This is a genomic window from Pseudomonas nicosulfuronedens (genome assembly GCF_005877905.1).
GTDB classification, from domain to species: Bacteria; Pseudomonadota; Gammaproteobacteria; order Pseudomonadales; family Pseudomonadaceae; genus Pseudomonas; species Pseudomonas nicosulfuronedens.
Map to the genome: position 1 here is coordinate 34,661 of NZ_SWDV01000043.1, position 26,203 is coordinate 60,863.

Here is a 26,203-nt window from a genome sequence, read left to right on the forward strand (position 1 = left end):
GGCTTAGCCCTCAAAGGAATTCAGGAAGTCCATGGCCTCGCGGTGCGAGTTGTCCGACGCGGCGCAAGTGATCTTGTCGTCGCCGCCGTTTTTCTCGCTGTAGCGCTGGATCGCGCCGACCACGTAGCGGCTGGGCCGGCCGCAGGTGCAGGGCTGGTCCCATTCGACGGTGATTTCGTCACCGGTGATGAACCCCCCCCAGTGCACATCGGCGCCCAGGTCATAGAAGGCCGCACGGCCGGTCTGCTGCCCGCTGCGCGGTAGCGGCTTGCTGGTCTGCGGATCGAGCACGAAGGGGATCACGGTGTGGGCGAAGTGGTAGTTGCCCTGCTCGCAGCGCAAGTGCGAGCCGCTGACCACTTCGGACATGGCGTAGGACTCGTTGATGCGCCGCGCACCGGTGAACCGCAGCACCTCCTCACGCCAGCCTTCAGGCTGCACCACGCCCTTGGCTCCACCGGTGGTGGCGATGTAGGAGTCCGGATGGAATACGCCTTCCAGCCCCCGTTCCAGACCGGCCTTGGCCATGTTGTGCAGCAGGCTCCAGGTGCCGCCGATATACACCCGCTTGCCTTGCAGCTCGCTGGCCATGCGGTCGAAGAAGGTGGCCAGGTGCTGGGGCATCTGCGCCTGCTGTTCGTCGAAGGACTTCTTCTTGGCCAGCAGGGCCGGGTTGATCACCAGCCGATCGAGGGTGCCGCGTGCTTGCGCCGCACGAACCTTGGCACCCAGGTGCAGCACGTCGCTGGAGAGGGTGTCGGGATAGGCGGCATGGAAGTTCGCCTCGCTCGGTAGCAACTGCTGCATCAGCGCCACGTTGCCGCGCAGGTGACTCAGGTAGCCATTGCGGTAGTACGGGTAGGCAGTGTGCATCTCGGGGCGCGGTGAATCGGGGCCCTGCAGGCTCCAGGCGAACATGCTGCGCACCGCGCAGGCCTTATCGAACTCGCGGGTACTGTTGGGCAGGAAGGAGAGGGTGCCCGAAGTACCTGAGGTATGGCTGATGCACAGCTGCGGCAGTGCCGCATCCATGGTCTCGAACCAGTCGTCGAGTCCCTGACAGGCACTGACGTCCACGGCGCAGATCGCCTCGCCGATTTCGGGTGTAACCAGCTTGGCCAGCCATTTGTTGATCGCGGCGAAGTTGCTCTTCTCCAGCAGCGACGGCGGGTAGGACTTGAACACCGTATGCTCGAAGAGCAACGGCACCACATCTTCAAGCGTATCGATGCGCTCCAGCCCTTCGCCATCGGCCAGTTTCTTCAGCACCGGAATTCGTCCGCGCAACTGGGCGAAACGCAGCTTCAGTCCTGCGAGTTGCAGGGCATCGACCTCTTCGCGCGGCAAGTGGCTCCAGGTCTGGCAGGAATGCCCAGCAAGGGCGACGGGATCGTTCAGCAGCAGCTGCGTTCTTTGTTCCAGCGATGCAGTCATCGATTGACTCGCTACTCCAATGACAGGGCCGGCGAGGGGCGCCGGAGCGTTTCGACAAGGCGGCCGGGGCCGGCAGGGGCCGAATCGAGGGGCCAGTATAGGGACGAAAACTGCCCATCACGTTCCGGATTCGGCGTTCCGATGGTGTGGTTAACTTGTTGTTTTAGAAGGAGTTATCAAGAGATTAAAATCGCTGCCAGGAGCATTCTGGATTCGCCGATCAAGTGTCCTGTACGCCATGAATGCCCCTCCCGAATGAGGGGGGACCGATGGCGTGTCGAGGTCCCTATGCTGGCTGTGGGAGCGGGGATCGCCGTCCGGCGCCGACACGCCTCGGCGCCTTCGCAAAGCGACAGACCAGCCGGAACGAAGACACCATGGCGACGCTGACTTTCAATACGACTCCATCCATTCACATCGAGCGCGGCGCGTCCGCGCGATTGGCCGAACGTGTGCGCAGCATGGGCTGCCGCTCGGTACTGCTGGTCACTGATCCGGGCGTCCTGGGCGCCGGACTGCTGCAGCCAGTGATTGACGATTTCGCCCGCAGTCAGCTATCGCTGCGCGTGTTCGCTGAAGTCCAGGCCGACCCGCCGGAGAGCGTGATCGAGGCTGCGGTATCCACGGCGCTGGAATGCGAGGCCGATTGCGTGATCGGTCTGGGCGGCGGTAGCTCTCTGGACGCTGCGAAGCTGGCGGCACTGCTGGCGCGCAGCGGCGAGTCGCTGGCTTGCGTCTACGGCACCGAGGTGGCGCGCGGGCCCCGCCTGCCGCTGATCCTGGTGCCGACCACGGCGGGTACCGGCTCTGAGGTGACCGCGGTATCCGTGGTCACCAATGGCGACGGGCAGAAGAGCGTGGTTATCTCGCCCTTGTTGCTGCCGGATCTCGCGGTACTTGATGCCGACCTGACTATCGGCTTGCCGTCGCATGTCACGGCGGCCACCGGGATCGATGCGATGGTCCATGCCATCGAGGCCTTCACCAGCCGCCACCGCAAGAATCCGATTTCCGATTGCCTGGCGCGTGAAGCCCTGCGCCTGCTGTCTGGAAGTATCGAGCGCGCGTGCAGCAGCGGTGCAGATATCCAGGCCCGCGAAGACATGCTCATGGGCGCCTGCCTGGCCGGCATGGCGTTCGCCAATTCGCCGGTGGCGGCGGTGCATGCGCTGGCCTACCCGTTGGGTGCGCGCTTCCATGTGCCTCACGGCCTGTCCAATTCGCTGATGCTGCCCGGTGTGCTGCGCTTCAACCAGGACGCTGCGGCGCCTCTCTATGCCGAACTGGCGGATATCGTCCTGCCGGGGCTGGAGGGTGACGCTCGAAGCAGGACACAGGCGCTGATCGAGTACTTCACCGACCTGCCGCTACGCCTGCGTTTGCCGACCCGCCTGCGTGAAGTCGGGGTAGCTGAGAATGACCTGGAGGGGTTGGCCGAGGATGCGCTGAAACAGGGTCGCCTGCTCGCCAACAACCCGCGCGAGGTCAACCTGAATGCGGCCCTTGCACTGTATCAGGCGGTACTGTGAAGCCGGCAGGGCGCCCGCGTCGGGCCGACTATGTGCGTTTCTACCCGGTGACCACGCGCTGGGGCGACCATGACTCCTATGGCCATGTGCATAACGTGGTCTATTACTCCTTCTATGATTCCGCGATCAGCCAGTTCCTGGTGGAAAGCGGCACGCTGGATATCGGGAACAGCCCGGTGATCGGGCTGATCGTGGCCTCGAACTGCACGTACTTCGCATCGATCACCTTTCCCGAGCGGGTCAGCATCGGGTTGCGTATCGTCCACCTGGGGCATAGCAGTGCGCGTTACGAGCTGGGTGTGTTCCGTGAAGACGAAGACGAGGCCTGCGCCTGTGGCGAAGTGGTCTACGTCTATGTCGACCGTGAGAGCCGCAGCTCGGCGAGCATTCCGGGTGCGGTCCGTCGCGAGTTGTCGACCCTGATCGTCTGAAGCGCCTTGGCACCGTGCAGCCTCGGCGCGGTGCCAAGTCAGCCGGAGGGCTGGAAACCATGGGCAAACCGCCGAAAGACCAGGAACACCACGATGCGGATCCTGCGCTGATACCGCTGGGCATGCCGCCGCAACCGCGCAAGCAACCGCGACAGGCGCGCTCCATTGCCCTGGTGGAGGCGCTCAAGCAGGCCGGGCGGCAGATTCTCGAGGAAGAGGGCCGCGAGGCCCTTACGGCTCTGCGGCTCGCGGATGTATCCGGAGTGGCCATCAGCTCGATCTACGAATACTTTCCGGCGATGGAATCGCTGATTGCCGCGGTGTTCGAAGATTACCGCCGCGAGGCGGGCGAGCAGTTGCTGGCCGCCATCGATGCCCTGCCCGAAGCGGCGACGTTGCTCGACGGGTTGCTTTTGGTGCTGCGTAGGGGGCTGGCGGTGCATCACCGCAAGTCCTGCCTGGACCCGGACTTCAGCGAGCGGGTGACCCGCTACGACGAATTGGTCCGCCTGGACTTGGTGGACTCCCGGCAATGCTGGTCTGCCGGCGCGACGCCTGCGCTGTTCGAGCGGTTCGCGGCGCAAATCCGCGTGAAGGACCGTGAGAAGGCACGGTTTTTCGTGTACCAGACACTCCTGACCCTGCCACGGGCCATGCGCCTGGAGCGCCCGCACTACCTGGTGGAAGACGAGAGCGCCGCGATGATCGCGCGGATGCTCCACGGGCTGCTGACCAGCGAAGCTTAGCGACCGCAGCAGAAACGACACGCCCCGCAGAGCGGGGCGTGCGTAGTGCAGCAGATCTGACTCAGCGGATGCCGGCGTTGCGCAAGGCGGCAGGCGTGAAGTCGTTGGTGGTGAACTTCTGGTCGTACTGCGTACCCTGCTTGGCCTCGTTGATCAGGCCCAGCACCACGTAGCGGCCGGCGATCAGGTCATACAGCGTCTGCGCGGCATAGCTGGCGATGCCGTGCTGGTAGTCGCTGACCAGATGCCCTTCGGCGACGCGCCAGAGTTGACCACGGCTGTCGTAGTGGTCGACCCCAACCAGCGCCCAGCTGTCCTCGTCGAAATACATGTGGCGCTTGGCGTAGATGTGCCGCTCGTTGGGCTTGAGCGTCGCCTCGACCTCCCAGACGCGGTGCAGTTCGTAGCGGGTCAGGTCCTGGTTGATGTGGCCCGGCTTGATGATGTCGGCGTACTTCACCGACGGTGACCAAAGCCGGTAGTTGTTGTACGGGATGTACATCTCCTTCTTGCCCACCAGTTTCCAGGTGTAGCGATCCGGCGAGCCGTTGTAGAGGTCGGTGTTGTCCGTGGTGCGCATGCCGTCCGCAGCGGTGCCTGGGCCGTCGTAGGCAATCTCGGGGGCGCGTCGCACACGGCGCTGGCCGGCGTTGTAGGTCCAGGCCTGACGCGGGTCCTTGAGCTGGTCGATGGTCTCGTAGGCGAGGTTGACCGTGCCGGTCAGGCGCGCCGGGGAAATCACTTCCTGCTTGAAGTAGTACAGCGTATTGGCCGTCTTCGCCGGATCGGCGTCGGGCAGGTACTGCGGCAGCCCCATGGTTTCGCGGAAGCCGACCAGCATGTAGTCGCCTTTGGCCTGCGGAACGGCCTGGGCGGTGGTGCGCTGGTAGTTGGTGCCGCGATAGCGCGTCTCGTGGTTCCACACGACCTCGACGCCGCTCTTGGGAATCGGGAATGCGTAGTTGCGTGCGGTGAAGTGCGCCAACCCGTTGCCATCGTTGACCAGCTCGGTCGAGGTCGCACTGGTCTTCGCCGCGTCATACAGCGCCTGTGGGTTGGAGACGCTCCGGTGGCTGGGGTAGACCGGAATGCGGTAGGTATCCGGGTAACGCTTGAACAGCGCGAGTTGCCCTTCGCTCAGCTTGTCCTTGTACTGCGCGGCGGTGGCCGCGGTAATCACGAACAGCGGCTTTTCCTGAGCGTAGGGATCACCCAGGAAACCATTCTGCACGGGAGCGGCGTCAGGCTTCAGGCCACCGGTCCAGGCAGGGATGCTGCCATCGGCGTTGCCTTCCTTCTGCGCGCCAAGTGGCGTGAGGGTGTTTCCCAGTTCCGCGGCTTCCTGTGGTGAGACAGCCGCCATGACGCTGGAGGCCAGCAGGGTCAGCGCCAGTGCGCCAGTGCTCATCAACATCGAGTTTTTCATGATCGGATACCTGCGTCAGAAGTTCACGCCGAAACTCAGGGCGACGAAATCGCGGTCGGTCTGGGTGTTGAAGTGGCCGCCGAAGTAGTCGGTGTAGGCGAGGCTGGCGGTGTAGGTGTTCAGGTAATCGGCGTTGAGGCCGACACTGATTGCTTTCTGGCCTTCCTCGAAGTTCGGACCGTAGCCGCTGACGTCCTGCGACCAGGCCAGGTTCGGCGCGAGGTTGATGCCGGCGAACACGTTCGGGTAGTCGAGCTGCGCACGCAGGCGATAGCCCCAGGAGCTACTGGTGTAGAAGCCGTTGTCGTTGCATTCCTGCTGCGGGTTGCTGGCGTTGGCCGTGCCCACCGCGCTGCCCCGGCAGACGGCCTGGTTGGACAGCTGGCCGGCGCCGAACACCGGGTTGCGGCCGAAACGGATGTCGCTGCCGTCGGCGTCGCCGACACCGCCGATGTGGTTGTAGCCGACCTCGCCGACGACGGTCAGGCGTTCGGCAGCCAGGACCTGGTTGAACAGCTTGGTGGCGGTGAGCTGTGCCTGGGTGACCGGCATGCGCTTGTAGCCCGGGATGTCGGCGCCGGCGCTCAGGCGTTGCTCGCCGCTGACGTAGATCGGCGACGCCGCGCTGCCCAGGGCTGCGAGGTTGAGGTCAGCGGTGTTGATCTGCAGCGGCATGTTGGGGCGGAAGCTCAATTCGCCGCCCAGCGACACGCCTTCCAGGTTGGTGGCGAAACTCAGGCCGTAGAGGCGGATGTCCTCGGGGTAGTCGATGTAGTAGCGCGCGCTGCGGATGGCCGCCAACTGGTTGGACAGGTTGGTGGCGGTGGTCAGGCTGAGCACCGGTGAACGGCTGTGGTAGTTCATCGCGTAGGCGGCGAACTCGGTGTCGTTGAGCTCCGGCACGAACCAGCGCAAGGCGATACCGTATTGACCGCCGTCGCGGGCGTCGTGGTCCTTGCTGCGCGGAATGTAGGCATCGTCGGTGCCGCCACGCACCAGCGTGGCTGGGCCGCCGGTGTTGTTCGCCTGGCCAGGGGCGAGGTCGTCGCCGGTCACCACCAGGCGGTCGTAGCAGCCGGCTGCAATGCCATCCACGCCGAAGAACGTGCCGCAGTTGTCGACGACGGTGTGATCCCACTCGATCTGATAAAAGCCCTCGGCGGTGAGGTTCTCCGTCAGACCCTGGGACAGGTAGAACATGTTCACCGGTACCAGGGCTTCCTTGACCTCGGAACCGGGCCGGCGCAGAGCGGCCACGTCCACCGGGTTGATCGAACTGATGCCGTTCTGGATGAAGGTGCTCTCGCCCCAGTTCACCACCTGTTTGCCCAGGCGCACGTTGCCCGGCAGATCGCCCAGGTTGTAGTTGTGGTAGACGAACGCATCGAGGAACTGTCCACCCTTGGTCCGCGCGGCCTCGTCGCGACCCTTGTCGTCGATGTCGTAGAAATGCTGGTTGCCGTCGGCCTGCTCGAAGTCGTACCAGTACTTGCCGCGCAGGAAGGCGCCGCTGTCGCCGTACCTGAGCTCCAGGTCATGAATGCCCTTGAAGATGGTCGAGAAGTTTTCCCCGGAGCGGAAGTTCAGACGGCCATCGTCGGCAGTGCGCGAGGCGGCCTTGCCCTTGGCGCCCTGGGAGTTGAAGTTGGAGATGAAGTTCGGGTTGGCGCCTGTGGTGGACCAACTGCCACCAATGGACAACGACGAGTCGAACTTGCCCTCGATTTCGCCGATGTTGAAGTCGACGGCGGCAGCCTGCGTGGCCACGCCAAGAGCGACGGCGGCGGCGAGCAGGTGCGGTTGGAAGACTCCGGTTTTTCTTATTGTCATGCGGTTCTCCAGTGCGTGTTTCCCCGACATCGGAAGCGGCCAGGAGCCCATCCGACGCGGGAATTGACAGTGCCGGGGCGGCTGACGGTGAGGTGGTTTGCGCGGCTATTGCGCCCCGGCTGCTGTGGCTTGCGCCGTCCTACGACGGCGAGCTCATCCTGTACCTGCCGGGTGGCTACCTCCTCCCCTCGGAGGGGCGCAATCCCCCCTCCCTGATGGGGGGGGGACCAGCGAGAGTGCCTGGAGCGCGTTCCAACGGTTCCCCCCTCGTCGGGAGGGGGCGCCATCGGCGAGGGGAGGGGATGGCGCCCCGCATGCACTGCGCAACCATCGAATCCAGCCTGGCCTGTTCGCCGCATGCCGCGGCGGCTGGCCACCGTCCAATGACTCTGGAGAGAGTGATGTCGCAGAAAACCTACGTCGCCGGTGTCGGCATGATTCAGTTCGCGAAGCCCGGCGCCAGCGCCAGCTACATCGAGATGGGCGCCCAGGCCGTGCGCCTGGCCCTGCAGGACGCCGGAATCGACTACCGCCTGGTGCAGCAGGCTTATGCCGGCTACGTCTACGGCGACTCCACCAGTGGCCAGTCGGCCCTCTATGAAGTGGGCCTGACCGGTATCCCGGTGCTCAACGTCAATAACAACTGCGGCAGCGGCTCCTCGGCACTGTGGCTGGCGCGCCAGGCGGTGGAAAGCGGCGCGGTGGACTGTGCGCTGGCCTTCGGCTTCGAGCAGATGCAGCCTGGCGCCCTGAAGGACCATTGGACCGACCGCCCGGCCACGGTTGGCAAAGGGTGCGCGGTGGCCGACATCGTCTTCCCCGAAGGCGCCGGCATGCCCAACGCACTGCGCTTCTTCGGTGGCGCGGGCCTGGAGCACATGCAGAAGTACGGCACGAAGATGGAAACCTTCGCGGCGATCCGCGCCAAGGCCAGCCGCCATGCGGCGAACAACCCGCTCGCGGTGTTCAAGAAGGTGGTCAGCGTCGAGGATGTGATGGCCGACCAGGTCATCTTCCCCGGCGTGATGACGCGCCTGATGGCCTGCCCGCCGACCTGCGGCGGCGCCGCGGCGATCATCGTCTCCGAGCGCTTCGCGAAAAAGCATGGCCTGCGCACCGACGTCACCATCCTTGCCCAGTCCCTGGTGACCGACCAGCCCGAGGCCTTCGACCCGCCGTCGATGATCAGCGCGGTAGGTGTCGGCATGACCCGTCAGGCTGCCAACGAGGTATACGAGAAAGCCGGCGTCGGCCCAGAGGATATCCGTGTCTGCGAACTGCATGACTGCTTCGCCCAGAACGAGCTGCTGACCTACGAAGGTCTGGGCTTCTGTGCCGAAGGCGAGGGCGAGAAGTTCGTTCTCGACGGCGACAACACCTACGGTGGCCGCGTGGTCACCAACCCCTCCGGCGGCCTGCTCTCCAAAGGCCATCCGCTGGGTGCCACGGGCCTTGCGCAGTGCTACGAGCTGACCAACCAGCTGCGCGGCACCGCCGGCGCACGCCAGGTAGAAGGCCTGCAGCACGCCTTGCAGCACAACCTGGGCCTCGGCGGTGCGGGCATCGTCACCCTGTTCGGTCGCGGCTGACGGCTCGGACGCCCCCGCCGCACAGGCGCGGGGCGTCTCCTTGCGGAGGAAATAGCAGATGCCAGACAAGAGCCTGATCGGCCGGTCACTGGGCGTCACCCAGGCCGAAGTGGAGAAGGGGCGCCTGCGCTTCTTCGCCAAGGCCATCGGAGAAACCGACCCGGTCTACACCGACGAAACCGCTGCACGCGCGGCCGGCCATCCCTCGTTGCCGGTGCCGCCCAGCTTTCTCATGTGCCTGGAGTGCGAAGGACGCGATAGCGATCATATCGTCGAGGACATCTTCGGCTTCGACCTCGGCCGCATCCTGCATGCCGAGCAGGGATTCGTGTACCACCGCCTGGCGTTCGCCGGCGACCTGCTGACTTTCGACACGCGGGTGGTCGACGTGTACGAGAAGAAGGGAGGAGCGCTGACTTTCGTGGTCCAGGAAACCCGCGTCACCAACCAGCGCGGCGAGCATGTTGCGGACATCCGTTCGTCCCTGGTGCAACGCTGAGGAGAGAGCCATGCAGCAACCCTGTTACAGCGACCTGCAGGTCGGCGACGAAATTCCGCCGCTGTCACTTCCAGCCGTTGATCGCACCACGCTGGCCCTGTACGCCGGTGCCTCCGGCGACCACAACCAGGTGCACATCGACCTCGATTTCGCCCGTCGCGCGCGTCAGCCCGACGTTTTTGCCCACGGCATGCTCTCGGTCGCCTACCTGGGCCGAATGCTCACCCGCTGGGTCCCACAGGCGCAGATCCGCGCGCTGTCAGTGCGCTTCACCGGCATTACCCAACTGGGCCATGTCCCCTCCTGCCGGGGACGGGTCATCGACAAGTACGAGGCCGGCGGTGAATGCCTCGTGCGCCTGGCGCTGCGCTGCAGCAACCAGTACGGCGAAGACAAGCTGATCGGCGAGGCCGTCGTCGCGCTGGCCTGACTCCAATGACAAGAAACAAGGAAACCCCGATGAAGAAACTCGAAGGCAAGGTGGCGCTGGTCACCGGCTCCGGCCGTGGCATTGGCCGCAGCGTCGCGCTGAAACTGGCCCGCGAGGGCGCCCGCGTGGTCGTCAACGATCTCGATGCGGCCCCGGCCGAGGAGGTCGTCGCACAGATTCGTAGCGAGGGTGGCGACGCCGTTGCCTGTATCGGCAGCGTCACCGCCGTGGACTTCGCCGATCGTTTCGTGAAGACCGCCATGGATGCCTACGGCACGCTGGATATCATCGTCAATAATGCCGGCTACACCTGGGACAGCGTGATCCAGAAGATGAGCGACGAGCAGTGGTACGCCATCATCGACTGCCACATCACCGCGCCATTCCGCATCTTGCGTGCCGCCCAGCCGATCATCAGCGCCCTGGCCAAGCAGGAGGCAGCGGAGGGCAGGGTGGTCAACCGCAAGGTGGTGAACATCTCCTCGGTATCGGCCGCCGGCAACCCGGGCCAGATGAACTATTCCACCGCCAAGGCCGGCGTGCTGGGCATGACCAAGGCCCTGTCCAAGGAGTGGGGGCGCTACAAGGTCAACGTCAACGCCGTGGCTTTCGGCCACATCGAGACCCGCCAGACCCAGCCGGTGGAAGGCGATCCGACCTTCATCGACATCGAAGGCCGGCAGATCAAGGTGGGTATCAGCCCAGCGACCGTCGAGGCCTCGAAGACGCTGATCCCACTGGGTCGTCCGGGTACCCCGGACGAAGCGGCCGATGCGGTGTACCTGTTCTGCATTCCGGAGTCCGACTATGTCTCCGGGCAGGTCCTGGTCTGCGGTGGCGGCCTGGGCACCGTGTAAATGACAGGGGCGCCACGGCGCCCCTGGTCTTTTGCTCAAGCGGAGAAATTTCCATGCAAGACTCACGACCGCCACGTCGCCTGCTGCATGACCGCCAGGTGCAGTGCCGTGGCTACCAGCGCGAGGACGGGCTGTTCGAAATCGAAGGCTGCCTGATCGACACCAAGGGCGAAGAGACACAATTCATCTACGGCAAGGTGGCTGCCAGCGGCGTGCTGCACCAGATGCGTCTGGTGATGGTGCTGGACTGGGACCTGGTGATTCACAGCGTCGAGGCCTTCAGCGAGCAGGCTCCGACCCCCGAATGCGGCCAGGTGACCGAGGCTTACCGCGCACTGGCAGGGGTGCGCATCGGCGCTGGTTTCAAACGACGAGTCGCCGAACGGGTTGGCGGAACCGTCGGTTGCACGCACCTGACCGAACTGCTCGGCCCCATGGCCACCACTGCCATTCAGACGCTCGCACCCCTGCAACAGAAACGCCTGCGTGAACGTGCAGCCGCCGATCCGTCGTTCCAGATGCCAACCCATTGGGTCCTCAATACCTGCCATGCCTACCGCGAGGAGGGCGAGGCTGCCCGGCGGATTCGTACCTGGAAACCGAACGGTCCGGCTATCGATCCCGTGAAATAGAAAGATTCAAGCCTTCCCACCATGCCGGTCGTCGCTGGCCGGCTCCAGGAGACGAACGTGAACAACAAGAAACGTCCCTTTTTCCTCATTGCCTTGCTGCTGACGGCGTTCTCGGGCGCCCACGCAGCAGCACCATCGCCGCAGGAGGCCCGGGCCATCGCCAGGGATGCCTATATCTACGGCTTCCCATTGGTGGACAACTACCGGGTGCAGTACACCTATTTCCAGGACCGCCAGCATCCGGAATTCAAGGCACCCTGGAACACTCTGCACAACACCGCGCGCATCTACACCCCGGAAGACAAGGCATACCCGACGCCCAATGCCGATACTCCGTACTCCCAGCTCGGCGCCGACCTGCGCCGCGAGCCGCTGGTACTGACCCTGCCGGCAATCGAGGACGGGCGCTACTACTCGGCGCAGTTCGTCGATGCCTACACCTACAACTTCGGCTACGTCGGCAGCCGCACCACTGGCAATGGTGGTGGGCGCTTCCTGCTCGCCGGGCCGGACTGGGACGGCGCTGTACCGCCGGGCATCGATCGCGTATTCCGCTCGGAAACTGAGTTCGCTTTCGTCTTCTATCGCACTCAGCTCAAGGGGACTGACGACCTGGAGAATGTCAAGCAGGTCCAGGCGGGTTACAAGGTGCAGACGCTCTCGGCGTTCCTTGGTCAGCCTGCGCCGCCTGCCGTACCGCCGGTGGACTTCCGTGTGCCGCTCAGCGCCGAGGCGGAGCGCAGCAGTCTCGAGTTCTTCGAGCAGCTCAACTTCGTGCTCGGGTACTGCCCGACTCATCCATCCGAGAAGGCTCTGATGGCCCGCTTCGCCAGGCTGGGGATAGGTTCGGGCCAGCATTTCGATGCGGACAACCTGCCGGCGGACTTGCGGGAAGCGATCAAGGCAGGCATTGCCGACGCCTGGCGCGATTTCGACGCCCTGGGCCAGCGCGTGGCACGCGGCGAGGTCGCCACCAGCAATTTCCTCGGCAGTCGCGCCTTCCTGGGCGACAACTACCTATATCGGATGCGGGCGACGGTCACCGGGCTGTACGGCAATGACAAGGAGGAAACCCTCTATCCGCCGTTCTACCTAGACAGCAGCGGCGAAAAACTGGATGCCTCGCGGCATCGCTACACCTTGCGCTTCGCTCCCGGCCAACTGCCGCCAGTCAACGCCTTCTGGTCGCTGACGATGTACGACTCGGCTCGATTGCTGGTGGCCAACCCGCTGAATCGCTATCTGATCAACTCGGCGATGCTGCCAACGCTGCAGCACGATGCCGATGGCGGCCTGACCCTTTACATCCAGCACCAGCCGCCGGCTGGCGCGCTGCAGGCGAACTGGCTACCCGCTCCCGACGGGCCGTTCTACATCGCCGGTCGGCTCTACTGGCCCAGGCCTGCAGCGCTCGACGGCCACTGGCAGGCTCCCCGCGTGCAACGCATTGACTGAATACAACAACAAGGAAACCGCAATGTCCGCATTCAAGGCCACTTTCCTGGCCCTGGCGGTCGCCACTGCCCAGGCGCCCGCGCTGGCCGCCGAAACGACGGTGACCATCGACAACTTCACCCGTGCCGAGTCGGCGCGCTTCTTCGATCTGACCGTCAAGCGCGGCGGTTTCGGCCAGTTCGTGCACAACGCCGCACTGGTGCCGATCGACAGCCAGGTGATTGTCCGCCCTAACCGCGACACGCTGTATTCCTCGGCGGTGTTCGACCTCGACGCCGGCCCGGTGAGCATCACGCTACCCGATGCCGGCAAGCGCTACTTCTCGCTGGTCGCCTATAGCCAGGACCAGTACACCTCACCGATGGGCTACGGCGCTGGCACCTATCGCTTCGATCGCCAGCAGATCGGCACGCGCTATGTGCTCGTCGGTATCCGTACTCTGGTCGACCCCACCGATGCCAGTGACCTGCAGGCTGCCCATGCGCTGCAGCAGCAGGTACGGGTGAGCCAACCGGCAGGGCCCGGACGCTATGAGGAGACCTCGTGGGATGCAGCCAGTCAGCAACGTGTTCGCACTGCGTTGCTAGGCCTGGCGGCGACCCTGCCGGACTCGCGCGGCATGTTCGGCGCGCGCGGCCAGGTCGATCCGCTGCGGCACCTGATCGGCAGTGCCTCGGCCTGGGGCGGTAACCCGGAGCGCGATGCGCTGTACCTGAATGTCACGCCGGAGCGAAATGACGGCACCACGCGCTACGGGCTGACGGTCGGACGGGTACCGGTGGATGCCTTCTGGTCGATCAGTGTGTACAACGCCGCAGGCTACTTCCAGGCCAACCCGCAGAACGCCTACACCCTGAACAACCTCACGGCCAAGCGCGCCGCCGATGGTTCGGTGCAGGTGCTGTTTGGCGGTTGCGATGGCAAGCAGGCGAACTGCCTGCCGATCACTCCGGGCTGGAACTACATGGTGCGTCTGTATCGTCCCCAGGCCGAGTTGCTGGACGGCAGCTGGAAGTTCCCCGAGGCGAAGCCGTTGCCTTGATCTGCAAACCTGAAGCGGGGCCCGCCGGGCCCCGCTCTCCAGGTGCGGCGCTGACTCAGCGCAGACCATCGTTGCGCAAGGCAGCGGGGGTGTAGTCGAACGCCTTGGCGGTGAACCCGTACTGGGTATTGCGCGGTTCCTCGTTGCGCAAGCCCACCACCATGTAGCGTCCCGACTGCAAGTCATACAGCGTTTCCGCCGCCGCGTAGGAGGCCTGTTGGTCGTAGCGATAGAGGATATGCCCTTCGCCGACGCGCCAGAGCTGGCCGCGGCCGTCGTAGCGATCTTCCTCGACGATCTGCCAGGTGTCTTCGTCGAGGTAGAAGTGCCGCTGTGAGTAGAGATGCCGGGCGCCGGGCTTGAGCGTGGCGACTACCTCCCAGACCCGGTGCAGCTCATAGCGCGTATGGTCCTGGTTGATGTGTCCGGCCTTGACGATGTCGTCGTATTTCAGCTGCGGCGACTCCAGGCGGTAGCTGTTGTAGGGAATGTACATCTCCTTCTTGCCAACGAGTTTCCAGTCGTAGCGGTCCGGCGCGCCGTTGAACATATCCAGGTCATCGGAAGTGCGCAGGCCGTCCGAGGCCGTGCCCGGGCCGTCATACGCCAGCTGTGGCGCGCGTCTTACTCGGCGCTGGCCAGCGTTATAGACCCAGGCCAGGCGCGGCTCCTTCACCTGGTCGATGGTTTCATGCACCACTGCCACGGTGCCGGCCAGGCGTGCCGGCGCGGTGACCCACTGCTTGTAGTAGTAGAGAAGGTTGTCCGTTTCGTCCTTGGGCAGGCCGGAAATCTGTGGCGGGAAGACCTGCTCCTCCTCGAAACGCACCGGGGTGAAACCGCCGTTTTCCTGGGGAGTTGCCTGGATGTAGCTGCGCTTGAAGCTGCCGCCCAGGTAGCGGGTGACGTGGTTCCACACCACCTCGACGCCGTTCTTCGGGATAGGGAAGGCGTAGTAGCCCGTGCTGGAGAATTCGGCCAGACCGTTGCCATCATTGATCGACTGGGTCTTGAGCGCGCTCTGCTTGGCCAGGGCTGCGATCTGCTGTGGAACCGCGGCACTGCGGTGGGTCGGATACACAGGGATCCGGTAGCTGTCCGGGTAGCGCTTGAGCATCGCCAGCTGGCCGACGCTGAGCTTGTCCTTGTACTGCTCGGCGTTCGCAGCGGTGATGACGAAAAGCGGCTTTTCAGCGGCGAAAGGATCACTGAGGAAGCCGCCGGCATCCACTTGCCCCGCGCTCTTCGGCAGGCCGCCGGTCCAGGCGGGAATGCTGCCGTCGGCATTGCCTTCCTTTTGCGCGCCAATCGGCGTCAGCTTGGTGCCCAATAGTTCGGCTTCCTGAGGGCTGACGGCCGCCATCACGCTACTGGCCAACAGTGAGAGTGCGACTGCAAGGGTACCGGTTTGCATCAGTTTGCGGTTTTTCATGCTGCTCGTTTTCCTGTTCAGAAGTTCACGCCGAAGCTCAGCGAGACGAAGTCGCGGTCGACGTTGGTGTTGAAGTCGCCGCCGAAGAAATTGGTGTAAGCCAGGCTGGCGGTGTAGGTGCTGCGGTAGTCCGCGTCGACGCCGACGCTGATGGCTTTCGATCCCTCGTTGAACACCGGGCCGTAGCCATGCACGTCGTGACTCCAGCCCAGGTTGGGCTTGAGGTTGATGCCAGCGAAGACGTCGCTGTAGTCGAGCTGGGCGCTGACCGTGTAGCCCCAGGAGGTCGCGCTGTAGTAACCGTGGCGCGAGTTGGTGACATCGCCGTACACCGAGTCCCGGCCGTAGCGCTGGCGGTCCAGGGATTCCAGGCCACCGATATGGGTGATGGCCGCCTCGCCAACCAGCACCAGGGACTCCGCGCCAAGCATGGGGTCGAAGATGTGCAGCAGGGTGCTCTGCAGCTGGGTCACTTCCTTGCGCTTGTAGCCTTCGTTGACCTGACCTTCGACGCTCGGAACGGTGGGCTCCGCGGCGGCGCCGGTCAGTGCGGTGTAGACCGGGTTGAGTACCGCAGCGCCGACGTCGGTGCCGTTGATGTCGACGGGAGCGTTGGGGCGGTAGCTGATCTCGCCGCTCCAGGCCGTGCCGGTGGGCAGGGTGGTGGCGAAGCTGGCACCGAACAGGTGGATGTCTTCTGGGTAGGTCAGGTAATAGCTGCTGTTGCCCAGGGTGCTGGCGATGGCCAGCTCGCCGCTGGGATCGGCGGCGAGCAGGGCATCGAGCTGGCCGACCACGCCCTTGGCTGTGCGGGTGTTGGCGAAGGGAATCCGCGAATGGTAGTTGAGGTAATAGACGCCGTACTCCGCGCCATCGTCGAGCCAGTGCATGGCCAGGCCATACTGGCCGCTGTCGCCGGGCTCGCGGTTCTTCTCCCGCGGCACGTAGACGCCTTCGCGACCGTTGACGCCGAAGCCCAGGCCAAGGGCGGCCGCCTGGGCTTCGAGCGCCTCTGCATCGGCGAAGCCCACGGTCATGTTGGTATTGCAGCCCTTGGCGACTACATCGCTGCCGAAGAAGGTGCCGCAGTTGTCGAAGGCGTAGGGCTTCCACTGCAACTGGTAGAAGCCCTCCACGCTCACCTTTTCGTTCACGCTCTGCGAGACATACAGCGCGTTGACCGGAATCAGCCCTTCCTTGAGTTCCGCGCCGGGGCGGCGCAAGGCGGCGACATCCAGCGGGTTGATGGCATTGATCGAGTTGCCATAGAAAGTGCTTTCGCCCCAGCTGATGACCTGCTTGCCCAGGCGCACGTTACCTGGCCGCTCCGCCAGCTCGTATTTCTGCGAAACGTAGGCGTCGAGGAACTCGGCACCGGAGGATCGCGAGGCCATCTCGCGGCCGTGGTCGCTGATTTCCTTGAAAGGATGGTTCTCATCCTTCAGCTGGAAGTCGTACCAGTACTTGCCGCGCAAGAAGAAGCTGGTGTCGTCGTAGGTGAGCTGCAGGTCGTGCACGCCCTTGAAGATTTTCGAGAAGGCGTCGCCCTTGCTGAAATTCAGGCGCCCGTCATCACCGGTGGACGAGTGACCGGTTCCGCCGTTGCTCACGTCGATCAGTTTCTTGTCGGGGCTGGCCGTCGACCAGCTCTCGCCGATGGACAGACTCGAGTCGAACTGGCCCTTGATCTCGCCCAGCGTGAAGGCGGCTGCGCCGGCCTGGCCGGCCGCGGCGAGGGAGACCGCGCCGGCCAGCAGGCAACGGGTGAAGGTGTTGGCGTGCATTGATTGTTTTCCTTGTTGTCATGCCATACGGGTGAGGAAGTGCAGGTAAAGGCTCAGTGCTGTTGCTGGAGGAAACACAGCAGGGCCTGGCGATCGGCTGGATTACGGATGCCGCCGAAGGCCATTGCCGTACCGGGGTAGAGTCGGGCGGGGCTGCTCAGCCACTGGTCGAGGCGTTCCAGCGACCAGTCGGTACCGGCCGAGGCCAGGTCGGCCGAATAGGTGTAACCGGCAACCGAACCGACTCGCCGGCCGACCACGCCGGAAAGGTGCGGGCCCACGCGGTCCTCGCCGAGGGCATGGCAGGCGCTGCACTTGTTTTCGAAGACCCGCTGGCCGGGGGTGGCATCGCAGTTGGCGGCCTGCGCAAGGTCAGCCAGGAGCAGTGCTCCCGCGAACAGACTGGTCAGAGCCAGTGGTGAAAGGTTTCTGGGCATTGTCATCAGGGCTCTGCGCGCCTTGGCGCGCGACAGGAGGTTCAGGGGAGTGCGGCGCTGTGAACGCCGTTGCCTGAAAAATCGCAGTTCCGGTGCCCGGGTGGATCGCTGAAGCACGCCACCGTCTTGTCATTGGGTGCCAATTTGCGGAGGCGACGTGCAGGCAAAAAAAGACCGGGCAAAGCCCGGCCCAAAGGAGCAGCACCTTCTCGGTTCAGCGGGGAGGCTGATAGGGATCAGGACTGCCGGGGGGAATCGGCGGGTACTGCTTGAGGCTGGCATTGAGCGCGCCGATCATTTTCATTACCGGGTGAGCGACCCAGGAATTGGTGGCGGCGACGTTGTGCTCTTCGCGCAGGTCAGTCAGCAGATTGATGATCTTGGGTACTGGCAGCTGCTGAGGCGGGTCGTACATGTTTTCCTGCCAGATGAAATGGACCTTCCAGTTGCGCCACTTCACCGCGTACAAACGCTCGCCCACATAGGCCGGAACACTGTCACGCGCGGAGTGCGGTTGCTGCCCGGTGAGGAAGGGCAGTTGGTCGACCCCATCGATCGGGCGGTCACTGGGCAGCTCGGCGCCTGCTGCATGCCCCAGGGTGGTGAACAGGTCGGATATCTGCACTATGTCGTTGCTGACCATGCCAATGGGCGCCTTGCCAGGCCAGCGGAGGATGAAAGGTGCGCGCAGCGAGGCCTCCATGGCAGTGAAGTAGGTGCCGCGCCAGGGACCGTTGGCGCCTTCCCACGGGCTGGTGGCCTCGCCACCGTTGTCGCTGGTGAAGATCACCAGCGTGTTGTCGGCCACACCGGCCTCGCGCAGCGCATCAAGGATGCGTCCGGTGTTGTCGTCCATCTCCGCCAGACCATCGGCCCAGGAGCCATTACCGGTGCGCCCTTCGAAAGCCGGATTGGGCATGACCGGCATGTGTACGAGTGAGTAGGGGATGTAAGCGAAGAACGGCTTGCCTACCTTGGCGTTGCGCTGGATGAAGTCGGTTGCCCGGCGGGTGATCTCGGCATCCAGGGTGCGTCGTGTCTGCAAGGTCAGCTCTGCCACTTTCTTCGCTGGCTCGCCCGCACGCGCCTCGTAGATGTATTGCGGTGGCACCAGCGACGGGCTCAATCCCTGCTGGCTGCCAATGGCCGGCGTCAGCCCCTCCATGTGATCGGAGCCGGACCACATCGCTTCATCGTAGGTGCGCGGCACGCCGTACCATTCGTCGAAGCCCTGGTGTGTCGGGAAGCGCGCTTCGCTGCTGCCCAGATGCCATTTTCCCCAGATGCCGGTGGCGTAGCCACGCCTGGACAGGACTTCGGCGAGGGTTACCTCCCACAGGGTGAGCCCATCCGGCGCTCCGCCCGAGGGGATGCGAGAGGTACCGGAGCGAATCGGATAGCGGCCGGTCATCAGGGCCGAGCGCGACGGTGTGCACTGCGCCTCGACGTTGAAGTTGGTCAGGCGCACCCCCTCTGCAGCGAGCTGGTCGATCCGCGGAGTCGCTGCACCGCGCAGGACGCCACCGCCATAAGCGCCGAGCTCGCCATAGCCGAGGTTGTCCATCAGGATCAGCACGATGTTCGGCTTGTCGGTGGACGAAGCGAGTGCCCAGGGGCAGATCAGCGTGCAGACGAACAGGCACAGCAGCGACTGGCGGGTCATGGCGTTCCTCGGGATGGCTTGCCGGATGAGGCCAAACGATCCCAGAACGGGGGGTATGCATATCGTCCTTGCGTGTCAGCATATTGTCCTTGCACGCCAATCGACGAAGTGCCACTGCTCTTTATCCGGGCGTGAGGGACAATGAAATGACAGCGAGGAACTGCCTCGCACTGGCCATGACAAGAACAACAACGAGCGACGCCTCATGTCTCGATTGAAACACACCATCTACGCCGAGGCCTTGCTGCAGACCCACGCGGCGATGTTTCGGCCTTTTCTCGCAGCGGCAGGGCTGGGGGAGGGCGTGCTCGACCACCCCGAGCGGCAGATTCCGCTGAGCAACTACGTGCAGCTGCTGGAAATCGCCGCCAGTGAGCTGGACCCCGCGCTGGGCCTCAAACTCGGTCTGGGCCATTTCAACACCACGCCTAACGCGACGTTGTTGGGCGGTTTCGGTCATGCGATCCGCGCGGCCGCCAACGTGCGTGCGATGCTCGACTTCGCGGAGCGCTACCTGGTCGTGCATGCGCAGGCCAACGAAGTGAGCTGGTCGACACTCGGCGAGCACCTGGCAATCCGCTACCGGATCAGCGACCCGAGCATCACCCAACGCCGGCAGGACGCCGAATATGCCTTCGGCGCGCTCTACAACCGGATACGCGAGGTCACGGGCGGCAAGTACGAGGTGTGCCGCGTCGATTTTGCCCACGAGCAACCGGACGACATCAGCGAGCACCTGCGGTCGTTCCCCTGCCAGGTGCGTTTCGGCCAGCCGGATAACCTCATGCTGTGGCCTGCGGCAATGCTCGACGAGCCGCTGCTGAGCGCCGACCCCCGGCTGTTCCAGGCCTTGCAGCCGGGCCTGGAAGAGGCCCGCCGGCAGCGCCTGGCTGATACTGACCTGACCGCTCGGTTGGGACTGGCGATAGAGACGTGCCTGGGAAGTGGCATCAACCTGGATGACATCGCCGGCCAGCTGTGCATGAGCAAGCGCACCTTGCAACGTCGCCTGCGCGAGCTTGATCTGGAGTTCAACGATCTGGTGGAAGAGATTCGCCAGGCCCTGGCAGTGGACCTGGTGCGTCGCTCCCCGGCCAACCTCACGGAAATTGCCACGCGGCTGGGTTACAACGAGTCCAGCTCCTTCACCCGCGCATTTCGCCGCTGGACCGGCTTCACGCCGCGGGAATTCCGCCAGCAGGCCGCACGCGGTTGAGTTCCCAGTGATCGCCTTGTACAGGCGATCACCGGGCGTGCCTCAGCCGAGCAGCTTGTGCGCCCGCAGCGCCGCTTTGCCACCGGCGGCAATGGCGCCATCGATGAAGCCGCGCCAGCCTTCGCCATGGTCGCCCTGGCCGAACAGCACGCGGCCGCGATCCTGCTGGAAGTGGTCGTAGTACTTGCCGAACCACTTGGGCTTGTAGCTGCAGTAAGTGCCGAGGGAGTAGGGGTCGAGGGTCCATTCGTAGCCGTAGCACTCTTCAACCTGCATGCCAGGGAAGAAACCATCGACGACTTTCTGCACCGCGTCGCGGTCCTGGATATCGAGCTTTTCCGGGTCGCTGCCGAAACCGACGAAAATCGTGTGGTCCTCGGCCTTGGCATAGGTCACCAGCAGGCTCAGCGGCTGGTGCGAGTCAGCGATGCCGAGCATCTTGCCTTCCACCGGCAGCTTGCCACGGGTCTTGATGAAGACTTTCACACCACTACCGGAGTGACGTTCCTTGGCGGCCTCCACCAGCGCCGGGTCCAAGGCAGGGGAGAAGCCAATACGCGGCAGAACGTTCATCGGCACGGCCACGATGACCGCACCGGCACTCAGGGTTTCACCCTGCTGCGTGGTGATCAGCACGCGGTCGCCCTTGTCCTCGACGTGCTTTACCGGGGTGGACAAGCGGACCTCGGGCTTACCTTCCTCGAGCATGGCGTTGATCAGGCTGATCGTGCCGTCCTTGAAGCTGTAGTGCCCCAGCGAATCGATGAACAGCGACAGGTCCCAGCCGGGCAGAGACCACCAGCGCAGGGCATCGACATAGGAGGCCTTGTCGCTGGAGGTATGGGCGGCGCCGCCGACATAGGCATCGACGATGGTGCGCTGCAGCGGGGTGAGCTTGAGCGCGTCGTAGCGGTCGGCCGCGGTCATGGCATCGGCGGCGCTGATCGCCTCCCAGGTGTGGGCGGCATCGTACGGCCGCTCCCACATGCGCCGGCCTTCGGCAAAGTAGGCCTGAACCGCCTCGGCGACGGTCACCAGGTCTGCGCCCTTGAGTTCAACGCCCTGGCCTTCGTGCTGGACGTAGATGACCTGTTTGTCTTCAACGAAAGGCTCAGGCGTTTCCTTGAGCTGCAACCCGTAGCGCTGCACTTCGCTCCAGACGAAAGGCTGCGTCCAGTGGATCCAGGTACCGCCGAGCTCGATGTGGTGCCCGGCGAACTGGCTGCTGAAGGTTCTTCCGCCGAGACGGTTACGGGCTTCCAGCAGCAGAGTGCGGTAGCCCTGCTTGCGGCTGTCGCGCGCGGCGGTAACGCCGGCAAAACCGCCACCAATGACGATAACGTCGTAGTCGCAGTCCTTGGCACGCAGCGGGCGCGCAGTGTCCTGCGTCGCTGCTAGCGTGGCGTTCGCGCCAAGTGCCGCCACTGCTCCGGCAGCGCTGACCACTCCAGCGTTACGGATGAAGGAGCGGCGACTGACGCCAGTGGGTTGCTCGTCTTGCGGAATATCGTGCATTGCAGGCCTCGTTGTCATATAGGGGGCGCCTTGCAGGCGCCGTGACGAAACGATGGCAGTTGAGGGGCGTGGGCATATCGCTCGAAGGCGCCAGGCTTTTGCCTTCCGGCGCCAACCCTGCTTCGAGCCTCGTCAGAGCGAACCGACCAGTTGCCCGCCGTCCACGGCAATCACCTCACCGCTCATGTAGGCGCCGGCCTCGCTGGCCAGCAGAAGGAACGGGCCTTCCAGTTCCGCCAACTGGCCCAGGCGGCGCAGCGGTACGGCGTTGCGGATGTAGGCCTGGCCTTGTTCGCTGTCGAAGTAGGTATCGTTCATCTCGGTCTTGAAATAGCCCGGTGCGAGAGCGTTGACGCGTATGCCGTGGCGCGCCAATTCCAGTGCCAGAGACTTCGTCAGTTGCACCACGCCGGCCTTGGCCGCGCAGTAGTGGCTGTAGCCCGTCCCGACACGCAGGCCGAGCATCGAAGCGATGTTGACGATACTGCCCGATACGCCTGCACGCACCATGCGCTGGGCGGCGCACTGTGCCACGCGCCAGACGCCATCGAGGTTGGTGGCGAGCATCGCGCGCCAGTCTTCCTCGCTGATCTCCAGGGCGCGCTGGCCATTGCCGATACCGGCGTTGTTGAGCACCACGTCGACCACACCGAAAGCCTTCTCGGCAGCGGTGAAGGCTGACTCGACGCTTTCCCGGCAGGTGACGTCCATGGCGACCGCGATGGCACGCCCTCCCTCCCAGCCCAGGTCGGCAGCCAGATGTTCGAGGCGATCAATGCGCCGCGCCGCGAGTACTACACGGGCACCAGCCTGGCTGGCGACTCGCGCCAGGTGCGCGCCGATACCGCTGGAGGCACCGGTGACCAGCACGGTCCTGCCAGCCAGAGAGAACAGATCATCCCGCATCACAGCACCTCGAACAGGCCGGCCGCACCCATGCCGCCACCGACGCACATGGTCACCACTACGTACTTCACCCCACGGCGTTTTCCTTCGAGCAGGGCGTGCCCAACCATGCGAGCGCCACTCATGCCGTAGGGGTGGCCGATGGCGATGGCGCCGCCATTGACGTTCAGGTTTGCGTTGTCGATGCCCAGCCTGTCGCGGCAATACAGCACCTGGCAGGCGAAGGCTTCGTTCAGCTCCCACAGGCCGATCTCGTCGACTTTCAGGCCGTGCTGCCTGAGCAGTTTCGGCACCGCGAGCACGGGGCCGATTCCCATTTCCTCCGGCGCCAGGCCGGCCACCGCGATGCCCCGATAGATGCCCAGCGGCTGCAGGTTGCGTTGCTCGGCCAGGCGCGCATCCATCAGCACGCACGCACTGGCGCCATCAGACAACTGGCTGGCGTTGCCGGCGGTGATGCTGCCATTCTCGATCACCGGCCTGAGGCCCTGGAGATCGTCCAGGGTGGTCTGTGGGCGATTGCCTTCGTCACGCCGCAGCTCCATCTGTTCCAGGCTGGTGACGCCGCTGGCCTTGTCAACGACCTGGCGAGTCACGCTGACCGGGACAATCTCGCCTTCGAACAGGCCGGCCGCCTGGGCGGTGGCCGTGCGCTGCTGGGATTGCAGCGCATACTCGTCCTGCGCCTCACGGCTGATGTTGTAGCGCAGCGCGACCAGCTCCGCGGTGTTGAGCATCGGCATGTAGGCACATGGCTCATGCTGCAGTACCTGGTTGTCATGGAACTCGCCGACCCATTGCATGTGGCGGTTCTGCACCAGGGAAATGTGCTCCTGGCCGGCGCCGATGGTGACCTGCATGCCATCCACCATGATCTGCTTGGCAGCGGTCGCGATGGCCATGAGGCCCGAAGCGCACTGGCGGTCGAGGGTCTGGCCGCTGACCGACAGGGGCAGCCCGGAAGCCAGCGCACTCATGCGCCCCAGGTTCCAGCCAGCAGTGCCGGCAGGCATGCCCGTCCCCAGCACAAGATCTTCGATTTCGCCGGCATCGATACCGGCACGTTCGACGGCCGCACGGATGGCGAAGGCGGTCATGGTCGGTGCTGTGGTGGCGTTGAATGCCCCGCGAAATGCCTTGGCGATAGGCGTGCGGGCAGTGGAGAGAATCACGGCTTCTTTCATGGGCTGATCCTGAGGCGAAGGGGCGACGGCCGCCCAAGGCGGCCGTGCAGTCAGATTTTCTCGATGCGGGTCTTGCCGGCTGCAACCAGGCGCTCCAGCAGCGGCGCAGGCTGGAACCAGCGCTGGCCATAGGTGCCGAGGCTGTCGCGATAGCGGTGGATGCCGTCCAGCACCTTGTCCAGGCCGAGTTGCTCGGCATAGTGCAATGGCCCGCCAACCCAGGCGGGGAAACCGTAGCCGTTGGTCCACACCAGATCGATGTCGCCAGCGCGCAGGGCAATGCCTTCGTCGAGCAGCTGAATGCCCTCGTTGATCAGCATGAACAGGCAACGGTCATGGATTTCCGCATCGCCAATCAGCCTGCGCTCGACTTGCAGTTCACTTGCCAGGCGTTCAGCCAGGGCTACCACTTCATCATCGTCACGGCGCTGGCGGCCTTCGTAGAGATAAAAACCGCGGCCAGTCTTCTGTCCGTAGCGTCCCAGGGAGTAGAGCGCGTCGCCGACTCGGTAGTAGCTCGCGTCGTCGGCGAAGGCCGACCGGTTGGAGTCACGCACCAGGAAATTCACGTCGATCCCGGCCAGGTCGGTCATCGTCAGCGCGCCCATGTTCAGCCCGAGGTCGGTGAGAACACCGTCCACCCGCGCCGGCGTCGCGCCTTCGAGTACCAGCCGGTGTGCCTCGCGGTTGTAAGGTTCGAGCATGCGGTTGCCGATGAAGCCGAAGCACACTCCGGAGACTACCGCCACCTTGCCAATGCGCTTGGCCAGCCGGAGTGTGGTCGCCAATACATCGGGCGCGGTTTCACGGGCGCGCACCACCTCCAGCAGCCGCATCACGTTGGCCGGACTGAAGAAGTGCAGGCCGATCACGTCCTGCGGTCGGCGCGTCACCGCGGCGATGGCATCGACATCGAGACTGGAGGTATTGCTGGCGAGAATTGCGCCGGGCTTGCATACCTCGTCAAGAGTGCGGAACACCTGCTGCTTGATCTCGAGCTTCTCGAACACTGCCTCGATCACCAGGTCGGCATCGGCGATATCGGCGTAGTCCAACGTGCCGACGAGCAGTTGCATGCGTTGCTCCAACTGTTCGGCATTCAGCTTGCCACGCGAGACGCTGCTCTCGTAATTGCGGCGAACGTTGGCCAGGCCGCGCTCGAGAGCTTCAGACTTCTGCTCGAGGACCACGACGGGAATGCCGGCGTTGGCAAAGTTCATCGCGATGCCGCCACCCATGGTGCCGGCGCCGATCACCGCGACCCTGGCGACTGGCCTCAGGGCGATATCCTCGGCGATACCGGGAATCCGACCTGCCTCGCGCTCGGCGAAGAACAGGTGCCGCAGAGCTGCCGATTGCGCGGAGTCCTCGGCCTGCTTGAACAGTGCCAGCTCTCGCTCCAGCCCTGCCTGCAACGGCAGAACGCAAGCGGCTTCCACCGCGGCAAGCACCAGGCGCGGTGCCAGGCGGTTCTTCCAGCGCGGTTCATGGGTTTGCCGGTACTGCTGGAAAAAGTCCTCCGCCACGCTCGCGGCAGGCTCGGCGAAGGGTGTCTGCGGGCGGGCCGGGGCCAGGTCGCCCAGCAGATCAAGGGCAAAGGCGCGAGCGGCTTCGACCAGTGTGTCGGCACTGGCGGCGAGTCGATCCAGCAAGCCCAGTTCCAGAGCCCGGTTGGCGTCGATTGGCAGGCCGGAAATCATCATGTCCAATGCTGGCGCGACGCCGATCAGACGCGGTAGACGCTGGGTTCCCCCAGCGCCGGGCAGCAAGCCCAGGCTGATTTCCGGAAGGCCCAGGCGCAGTGAGGGTTCGCCGATCCGGTAGCCGCAGGCGAGGGCGAGTTCCAGTCCGCCTCCCAGTGCCAGGCCGGACAACGCGGCAATCAGCGGCTTGTCCAACTGGGTGAGGCGACTCAGCAGATCGGGCAACGAGGGCGCAGCGAACGACGCCGCGCTGCCGAACTCGCTGATGTCTGCGCCCGCGCTGAACAGTTTGCCGTCGCCATGCAAAATGATCGCGCGCACGCTCGCATCGCTTGCGGCACGCTGGCAGGCATCGAGGACAGCGGCGCGTAATGTCTGGCCGAGGGCGTTGACTGGCGGGCGGGCGAGTGTGATGAGGGCCAGGCCGTCCTCGACCTGATAGCGGATCAATGAATTCATCGTG

22 protein-coding genes are annotated in these 26,203 nt (G+C 64.5%); 11 read left to right on the plus strand and 11 right to left on the minus strand.

The genetic code is table 11. The features are described from left to right. Positions 1-3 precede the first annotated feature (3 nt). Positions 4-1,434, minus strand: a complete 1,431-nt coding sequence (locus tag FAS41_RS26025) for a hypothetical protein (protein ID WP_138526238.1) — start codon at positions 1,432-1,434, stop codon at positions 4-6. 377 nt (positions 1,435-1,811) lie between these two features. Here FAS41_RS26025 and FAS41_RS26030 point away from each other — a divergent pair, with 377 nt between their 5' ends. Genes FAS41_RS26030 through FAS41_RS26040 form a run of 3 tightly spaced genes read left to right on the plus strand, consistent with a single transcriptional unit; the run spans position 1,812 to position 4,140 of the window. After that, positions 1,812-2,963 (plus strand): iron-containing alcohol dehydrogenase, encoded by a 1,152-nt coding sequence (locus FAS41_RS26030; protein ID WP_138526239.1) that lies wholly within the window; start codon positions 1,812-1,814, stop codon positions 2,961-2,963. Beyond that, a complete protein-coding gene (locus tag FAS41_RS26035; RefSeq protein ID WP_138526240.1) occupies positions 2,960-3,394 on the plus strand; it encodes an acyl-CoA thioesterase in 435 nt (144 codons plus the stop codon). The genes FAS41_RS26030 and FAS41_RS26035 overlap by 4 nt, the downstream gene beginning before the upstream one ends. A 59-nt stretch (positions 3,395-3,453) precedes the next feature. Continuing rightward, positions 3,454-4,140 carry a TetR/AcrR family transcriptional regulator gene (locus FAS41_RS26040; protein WP_138526241.1) on the plus strand — a complete coding sequence of 229 codons (687 nt, stop codon included), beginning with the start codon at positions 3,454-3,456 and terminating at the stop codon, positions 4,138-4,140. 61 nt (positions 4,141-4,201) lie between these two features. Here FAS41_RS26040 and FAS41_RS26045 read toward each other — a convergent pair whose 3' ends face one another. Together FAS41_RS26045 and FAS41_RS26050 are read right to left on the minus strand one after the other, a co-directional pair. Beyond that, positions 4,202-5,566: a DUF1329 domain-containing protein gene (locus tag FAS41_RS26045; RefSeq protein ID WP_138526242.1), complete on the minus strand. Its 1,365-nt coding sequence runs from the start codon at positions 5,564-5,566 to the stop codon at positions 4,202-4,204. Between the two features lie 15 nt (positions 5,567-5,581). Further along, positions 5,582-7,396 carry a DUF1302 domain-containing protein gene (locus FAS41_RS26050; RefSeq protein ID WP_138526243.1) on the minus strand — a complete coding sequence of 605 codons (1,815 nt, stop codon included), beginning with the start codon at positions 7,394-7,396 and terminating at the stop codon, positions 5,582-5,584. A 401-nt stretch (positions 7,397-7,797) separates the two neighbouring features. Here FAS41_RS26050 and FAS41_RS26055 point away from each other — a divergent pair, with 401 nt between their 5' ends. Genes FAS41_RS26055 through FAS41_RS26085 form a run of 7 tightly spaced genes read left to right on the plus strand, consistent with a single transcriptional unit; the run spans position 7,798 to position 13,900 of the window. After that, positions 7,798-8,985 carry a lipid-transfer protein gene (locus FAS41_RS26055; protein ID WP_138526244.1) on the plus strand — a complete coding sequence of 396 codons (1,188 nt, stop codon included), beginning with the start codon at positions 7,798-7,800 and terminating at the stop codon, positions 8,983-8,985. A gap of 58 nt (positions 8,986-9,043) precedes the next feature. Beyond that, positions 9,044-9,484, plus strand: coding sequence for a MaoC family dehydratase N-terminal domain-containing protein (locus FAS41_RS26060; RefSeq protein ID WP_138526245.1), 441 nt, complete (start codon positions 9,044-9,046; stop codon positions 9,482-9,484). A gap of 10 nt (positions 9,485-9,494) precedes the next feature. Next, complete coding sequence (locus tag FAS41_RS26065) at positions 9,495-9,914, plus strand: MaoC family dehydratase (protein WP_138526246.1); 420 nt, start codon at positions 9,495-9,497, stop codon at positions 9,912-9,914. A 29-nt stretch (positions 9,915-9,943) separates the two neighbouring features. Beyond that, positions 9,944-10,771 (plus strand): SDR family NAD(P)-dependent oxidoreductase, encoded by an 828-nt coding sequence (locus tag FAS41_RS26070; protein ID WP_138526247.1) that lies wholly within the window; start codon positions 9,944-9,946, stop codon positions 10,769-10,771. A gap of 53 nt (positions 10,772-10,824) precedes the next feature. Continuing rightward, complete coding sequence (locus tag FAS41_RS26075) at positions 10,825-11,403, plus strand: DUF2889 domain-containing protein (protein WP_138526248.1); 579 nt, start codon at positions 10,825-10,827, stop codon at positions 11,401-11,403. Positions 11,404-11,460: 57 nt separating this feature from the next. Continuing rightward, a complete protein-coding gene (locus FAS41_RS26080; RefSeq protein ID WP_240964911.1) occupies positions 11,461-12,858 on the plus strand; it encodes a DUF1254 domain-containing protein in 1,398 nt (465 codons plus the stop codon). Between the two features lie 22 nt (positions 12,859-12,880). Continuing rightward, positions 12,881-13,900, plus strand: a complete 1,020-nt coding sequence (locus tag FAS41_RS26085; RefSeq protein ID WP_138526250.1) for a DUF1254 domain-containing protein — start codon at positions 12,881-12,883, stop codon at positions 13,898-13,900. A gap of 55 nt (positions 13,901-13,955) precedes the next feature. Here FAS41_RS26085 and FAS41_RS26090 read toward each other — a convergent pair whose 3' ends face one another. The 4 genes from FAS41_RS26090 to FAS41_RS26105 form a co-directional block, all read right to left on the minus strand. Continuing rightward, positions 13,956-15,332 (minus strand): DUF1329 domain-containing protein, encoded by a 1,377-nt coding sequence (locus FAS41_RS26090; protein WP_138526251.1) that lies wholly within the window; start codon positions 15,330-15,332, stop codon positions 13,956-13,958. A 17-nt stretch (positions 15,333-15,349) separates the two neighbouring features. Further along, positions 15,350-17,116: a DUF1302 domain-containing protein gene (locus FAS41_RS26095; protein WP_138526252.1), complete on the minus strand. Its 1,767-nt coding sequence runs from the start codon at positions 17,114-17,116 to the stop codon at positions 15,350-15,352. A gap of 53 nt (positions 17,117-17,169) precedes the next feature. Next, complete coding sequence (locus FAS41_RS26100) at positions 17,170-17,559, minus strand: c-type cytochrome (protein WP_240201628.1); 390 nt, start codon at positions 17,557-17,559, stop codon at positions 17,170-17,172. A gap of 208 nt (positions 17,560-17,767) precedes the next feature. Next, positions 17,768-19,216, minus strand: coding sequence for an arylsulfatase (locus tag FAS41_RS26105; protein WP_138526253.1), 1,449 nt, complete (start codon positions 19,214-19,216; stop codon positions 17,768-17,770). Between the two features lie 205 nt (positions 19,217-19,421). Between FAS41_RS26105 and FAS41_RS26110 the strand changes: the two genes are divergently transcribed. Further along, positions 19,422-20,432, plus strand: coding sequence for an AraC family transcriptional regulator (locus FAS41_RS26110; protein WP_138526254.1), 1,011 nt, complete (start codon positions 19,422-19,424; stop codon positions 20,430-20,432). A 42-nt stretch (positions 20,433-20,474) separates the two neighbouring features. Here the strand turns inward: FAS41_RS26110 and FAS41_RS26115 are convergent, their stop codons facing one another. From FAS41_RS26115 to FAS41_RS26130, 4 genes are all read right to left on the minus strand, one after another. Further along, positions 20,475-21,947 (minus strand): flavin monoamine oxidase family protein, encoded by a 1,473-nt coding sequence (locus FAS41_RS26115; RefSeq protein ID WP_138526255.1) that lies wholly within the window; start codon positions 21,945-21,947, stop codon positions 20,475-20,477. 132 nt (positions 21,948-22,079) lie between these two features. Then, a complete protein-coding gene (locus FAS41_RS26120; protein WP_138526256.1) occupies positions 22,080-22,853 on the minus strand; it encodes an SDR family NAD(P)-dependent oxidoreductase in 774 nt (257 codons plus the stop codon). Next, positions 22,853-24,037, minus strand: a complete 1,185-nt coding sequence (locus FAS41_RS26125; RefSeq protein WP_138526257.1) for an acetyl-CoA C-acyltransferase — start codon at positions 24,035-24,037, stop codon at positions 22,853-22,855. The genes FAS41_RS26120 and FAS41_RS26125 overlap by 1 nt, the downstream gene beginning before the upstream one ends. A gap of 50 nt (positions 24,038-24,087) precedes the next feature. Then, entirely contained in the window at positions 24,088-26,199 is a 2,112-nt protein-coding gene (locus tag FAS41_RS26130; protein ID WP_138526258.1) for a 3-hydroxyacyl-CoA dehydrogenase NAD-binding domain-containing protein, read from the minus strand. Between the last annotated feature and the right edge of the window lie 4 nt (positions 26,200-26,203).

Bases quoted from the DNA above. Each gene is read 5' to 3' on its own strand.
- FAS41_RS26025 (WP_138526238.1), bottom strand. From the start codon at position 1,434: ATGACTGCATCGCTGGAACAAAGAACGCAGCTGCTGCTGAACGATCCC.
- FAS41_RS26030 (WP_138526239.1), top strand. From the start codon at position 1,812: ATGGCGACGCTGACTTTCAATACGACTCCATCCATTCACATCGAGCGC.
- FAS41_RS26040 (WP_138526241.1), top strand. From the start codon at position 3,454: ATGGGCAAACCGCCGAAAGACCAGGAACACCACGATGCGGATCCTGCG.
- FAS41_RS26045 (WP_138526242.1), bottom strand. From the start codon at position 5,566: ATGAAAAACTCGATGTTGATGAGCACTGGCGCACTGGCGCTGACCCTG.
- FAS41_RS26050 (WP_138526243.1), bottom strand. From the start codon at position 7,396: ATGACAATAAGAAAAACCGGAGTCTTCCAACCGCACCTGCTCGCCGCC.
- FAS41_RS26055 (WP_138526244.1), top strand. From the start codon at position 7,798: ATGTCGCAGAAAACCTACGTCGCCGGTGTCGGCATGATTCAGTTCGCG.
- FAS41_RS26060 (WP_138526245.1), top strand. From the start codon at position 9,044: ATGCCAGACAAGAGCCTGATCGGCCGGTCACTGGGCGTCACCCAGGCC.
- FAS41_RS26065 (WP_138526246.1), top strand. From the start codon at position 9,495: ATGCAGCAACCCTGTTACAGCGACCTGCAGGTCGGCGACGAAATTCCG.
- FAS41_RS26070 (WP_138526247.1), top strand. From the start codon at position 9,944: ATGAAGAAACTCGAAGGCAAGGTGGCGCTGGTCACCGGCTCCGGCCGT.
- FAS41_RS26075 (WP_138526248.1), top strand. From the start codon at position 10,825: ATGCAAGACTCACGACCGCCACGTCGCCTGCTGCATGACCGCCAGGTG.
- FAS41_RS26085 (WP_138526250.1), top strand. From the start codon at position 12,881: ATGTCCGCATTCAAGGCCACTTTCCTGGCCCTGGCGGTCGCCACTGCC.
- FAS41_RS26090 (WP_138526251.1), bottom strand. From the start codon at position 15,332: ATGAAAAACCGCAAACTGATGCAAACCGGTACCCTTGCAGTCGCACTC.
- FAS41_RS26095 (WP_138526252.1), bottom strand. From the start codon at position 17,116: ATGCACGCCAACACCTTCACCCGTTGCCTGCTGGCCGGCGCGGTCTCC.
- FAS41_RS26100 (WP_240201628.1), bottom strand. From the start codon at position 17,559: ATGACAATGCCCAGAAACCTTTCACCACTGGCTCTGACCAGTCTGTTC.
- FAS41_RS26105 (WP_138526253.1), bottom strand. From the start codon at position 19,216: ATGACCCGCCAGTCGCTGCTGTGCCTGTTCGTCTGCACGCTGATCTGC.
- FAS41_RS26110 (WP_138526254.1), top strand. From the start codon at position 19,422: ATGTCTCGATTGAAACACACCATCTACGCCGAGGCCTTGCTGCAGACC.
- FAS41_RS26115 (WP_138526255.1), bottom strand. From the start codon at position 21,947: ATGCACGATATTCCGCAAGACGAGCAACCCACTGGCGTCAGTCGCCGC.
- FAS41_RS26120 (WP_138526256.1), bottom strand. From the start codon at position 22,853: ATGCGGGATGATCTGTTCTCTCTGGCTGGCAGGACCGTGCTGGTCACC.
- FAS41_RS26125 (WP_138526257.1), bottom strand. From the start codon at position 24,037: ATGAAAGAAGCCGTGATTCTCTCCACTGCCCGCACGCCTATCGCCAAG.
- FAS41_RS26130 (WP_138526258.1), bottom strand. From the start codon at position 26,199: ATGAATTCATTGATCCGCTATCAGGTCGAGGACGGCCTGGCCCTCATC.